This is a genomic window from Polaromonas sp. (assembly GCF_043778355.1).
In the GTDB taxonomy this organism is placed as follows: Bacteria; Pseudomonadota; Gammaproteobacteria; order Burkholderiales; family Burkholderiaceae_C; genus Polaromonas.
This window is the reverse complement of the sequence record NZ_JAYWHI010000038.1, coordinates 1-3,942: the sequence shown is the minus strand read 5'-3', so window position 1 is coordinate 3,942 and position 3,942 is coordinate 1. Positions and strand designations below refer to the sequence as shown.

Here is a 3,942-nt window from a genome sequence, read left to right as displayed (position 1 = left end):
CTCAAACAGCTCCAGCGCAAACCCCAGATGACTGACAAACGGGATTTCGGTGCCAAAGCTGGCGTCAGCCATGCTTAACCGCCTGTGACTGACGACACGCCGCCGTCCACCGCCAGCCATTGGCCGGTGATGTGCTTGCCAGCGTCAGACGCATACAGGACACACAGGCCTTTGAGGTCTTCGTCATCGCCCAGGCGGCCCAGTGGCGCGTGGGAAGCAAGCTTTTCCTCGCCCATGGCCTTGAGCGTGCCGACAGTCATTTTGCTGGGAAAGAAACCCGGACAAATCGCGTTGACGGTGATGTTGTACTTGCCCCATTCGCAGCCAAGCGCCCGCGTGAAGTTGATGACTGCGCCCTTGGAGGTGTTGTAGGCCACCGTGGTCATCTCGGGCGGGTTGCCGCCCAGCCCGGCGATGGATGCGACGTTGATGATGCGGCCGGAGCGGCGCGCGATCATGCTCTGCTTGGCAATGTGTTGCGACAGGATGAAGTAACCGCGGATGTTCAGGTTCATCACTTTGTCCCAGGCCTCGACCGGGTGGTCTTCGGCGGGTGCGCCCCAGGCAGCACCGGCGTTGTTGACCAGGATATCGACATGCCCCAGGCGCTTGATGGTCTCATCGGCCAGGCCGCGAATGTCAGCCTCTTTCGAGCAATCGGCGGCGATCCAGTCCACAGCAATACCGGCGGCTTTCAGCGTGGCGGCCGACTCCTCAAGGTCTTCCGCCTTGCGGGAGCTCAGCATGATCTTCGCGCCAGCTTCACCGAGGGCCTGCGCCAGTTGCAGACCCAGGCCGCGCGAGCCGCCGGTGACCAGCGCGGTTTTTCCGGTGAGATCAAACAGTTGCTGGATGGTACGGGTCATGATCGGGTTCCTTGTTCTGTGAAAAGATGGAAACGAGTGTCGCGCAATACGCGCTGCCCGGCTGTCGCAAGGTGGACGACGAACGCGTCAGTTGCCGGGGGTCAGGCGCGAGCGCACATAAATCAGCAGAAACCCGATGGCAGCCACGATGCCGCCCCCCACCACCATGGACCAACCCAGGGCGTCGTCCATGCGCTGCAGCGACAGGCCCAGCACCAGCGTGAGCAGCCCGCCGTAGATCAGCACCCAGATCAGTTGCTGCAGGCGGGCAATCGCCTTGCTCGACGTGGTAGCGCCGGACTCCTTGAAAAACCCCATCAGAAAGCGTCCTCCGGAAGTTCGGCGCAGGTCGGATCGCGGGAGGCAACAACCTGCAGCCAGGCGCCGATTTTGGGCAGTTCGTAATGGTAAAAGTAGCGCATGGCGCCCAGTTTACCTGCGGTAGCCGCTATGGATTTCGTAGCATCTGCCTGCAGCGCCGCAAGCGCCACATCAAGCCAGATCCAGGCCAGCACGGTGTGGCCGAAGCCCTGCATGTAGGGCACGGCGTTGGCCAGCGCATCCTGCGGGTTGCCGGTGGCCCAGGCGGCTTTTGTGGTCGCCCCGACCTGCTGCAGTGCCTGAGCCAACGCGTTGGCATGTGCGGCGAGCTCGGACACCTGGATGGCCCGCGCGATGGTCGCGTCAATACGCGCCGCCAGCAGGCTCAAGCCCTTGCCACCCTCCATCAGCACCTTGCGGCCCAGCAAATCGGTGGCCTGAATGCCGTGGGTGCCCTCATGGATCATGTTCAGCCGGTTGTCGCGCCAGTACTGCTCGACCGGAAAGTCGCGGGTGTAACCGTAGCCACCGTGGATCTGGATCGCCAGCGAGTTGGCTTCCAGGCACCATTCGCTGGGCCAGCTTTTCGCGATCGGTGTCAGCACCTCCAGCAGCAGCCGTGCCTCGTCGGCAGCCCGGGCCTCGGCGGTGTGTTGCTCGTCGACCAGACGCGCGCAGTACAGCTCCAGCGCCAGCGCGCCTTCGCAATAACTTTTCTGGGCCAGCAACATGCGTTTGACGTCGGCGTGTTCAATGATGCGCACCTGCGGCTGGGCAGAGTCTTTGCCCGCCGGACCGACCGGCCGACCCTGGGGACGGTTTTTGGCGTAGTCCAGCGAGGCGTAATACCCGGCCATGCCCAGCATCACGGCGGCCGTGCCAACCCCGATGCGCGCCTCGTTCATCATGTGGAACATGCAGCGCAGGCCTTCGTGCGGTTTGCCGACCAGGTAACCGATGGCTCCTGCCTTCCCCGAAACCGGGTACTTGCCTTCGCCGAAATTGAGCAGCGTGTTGGTGGTGCCGCGCCAGCCCAGCTTGTGGTTTAACCCGGCCAGTGCGACGTCGTTGCGCTCGCCGGTGAGTTGGCCGTCCACACCCACCATCTTCTTGGGAACGATGAACAGCGAGATGCCGCGTGTGCCAGGGATCAGCTTGCCGTCAGGGCCGGGGATCTTGGCCAGCACCAGGTGGATGATGTTCTCGGTCAGTTCGTGTTCGCCGGACGAGATCCACATCTTGTTGCCGGTGAGGCGGTAACGCGGGCCCAGTGGCTCGGCCTCAAAATCGGCGCCGTCCGGCACGGCGCGTGTTGTGATGTCACTCAGTGACGATCCGGCCTGCGGTTCGGACAAACACATGGTGCCGGAAAAGCGCCCGGCAAACTCGTTGCGCGCAAACACTTCCTTTTGCGCGTCCGTGCCGTGCACCAGCAGCAGGTTGGCATTGCCCTTGGTCAGCAGGCTGGAGCCGATGCTGACCGAGGCCATGGCGAAAAAGCAGTTGGCCGCAGCTTCTATGGTGTACGGCAACTGCATGCCGCCTTCATCGTAGTCCTGCGCCGCACTGAGCATGCCGGAGCCAGCGTAGGCCTTGTGGGCCTCGTGGGTGGCCTGCGGCAGGACGACGGTTTCGCCGTCGAAGTGCGGTTCCTGGGTGTCGACCAAGCGGTTGAACGGAGCGTATTTTTCGCGCGCAATCCGTTCGCAGGTATCAAACACCGCGTCAAAGGTCTCGCGCGAATGGTCGCTAAAACGCGTGCGCTGGTTCAGCGACTCGGCGCCCAGCCATTGATAGAGCAGGAAATCGAGGGTGGGACGCAGAGACATAGACCAAACTTTCTAACTTGTCATTGCGGGCTCGACCCGCAATCCATGCAACGCTGACCCGGTAATCTGCGTTATGCGAACATGGATGCCGGATCGCGTCCGGCATGACAGCTCGCCAGGATGACAGTCCGCAGATCGGGTTTTACAGAACTTCGAAGACGCCCGCTGCGCCCATGCCGCCACCGATACACATGGTCACGCAGACACGTTTGGCGCCACGGCGTTTGCCCTCGATCAGGGCATGGCCGGTCAGGCGCTGGCCGCTGACGCCGTAGGGGTGACCCACCGCAATCGCGCCGCCGTTGACGTTGAGTTTGTCCATCGGGATGCCCAAGGTGTCGGCGCAGTACAGCACCTGCACAGCGAAGGCTTCGTTCAATTCCCACAGGTCGATGTCGGCCACCGTCAAGCCCAGGCGCTTGAGCACCTTGGGCACGGCGAACACCGGGCCGATGCCCATCTCGTCAGGCTCGCAACCGGCCACGGCAAAGCCCAGGAAGCGGCCCAGGGGCTTGAGGCCCCGGCGTTCGGCCAGCTTTTCGTCCATCAACACGCAGGCGCCCGCGCCGTCGCTGAACTGGCTGGCGTTGCCGGCAGCGATCACCCCACCCGGCACGGCAGGCTTGATGCCGCAGATGCCTTCGTCGGTGGTGCCGGCACGCAGGCCTTCGTCGGCGCTGACCGTTACTTCCTTGCTGCGCAGGCCCATCACCGCATCGGCCACGCCGGCCGTCACGGTGATCGCCGCGATCTCGTCATCGAACTTGCCGGCGTCGCGCGCGGCACAGGCCTTCTGCTGGCTTTCGGCGCCGTAGCGGTCCATGCGCTCCTTGGACACGCCATAGCGCTTGGCCACCTGTTCGGCGGTCTGCATCATGTTCCAGTAGATCTCTGGCTTGTGCTCCGCCAGCCAGGCGTCCTGGAAC

The 3,942-nt window shown here is 63.5% G+C and carries 4 protein-coding genes; all 4 read right to left on the bottom strand.

The features are described from left to right. Positions 1-74: 74 nt before the first annotated feature. Positions 75-866, bottom strand: a complete 792-nt coding sequence (locus ACH2CW_RS07070) for an SDR family oxidoreductase (protein ID WP_395056519.1) — start codon at positions 864-866, stop codon at positions 75-77. A gap of 87 nt (positions 867-953) precedes the next feature. Next, positions 954-1,184, bottom strand: coding sequence for a hypothetical protein (locus ACH2CW_RS07065; RefSeq protein ID WP_395056517.1), 231 nt, complete (start codon positions 1,182-1,184; stop codon positions 954-956). Next, positions 1,184-3,016, bottom strand: a complete 1,833-nt coding sequence (locus ACH2CW_RS07060) for an acyl-CoA dehydrogenase (RefSeq protein WP_395056515.1) — start codon at positions 3,014-3,016, stop codon at positions 1,184-1,186. The genes ACH2CW_RS07065 and ACH2CW_RS07060 overlap by 1 nt, the downstream gene beginning before the upstream one ends. Before the next feature lie 142 nt (positions 3,017-3,158). Continuing rightward, on the bottom strand, positions 3,159-3,942 hold a 784-nt coding region (locus tag ACH2CW_RS07055; RefSeq protein WP_395056513.1), incomplete at its 5' end, for an acetyl-CoA C-acyltransferase.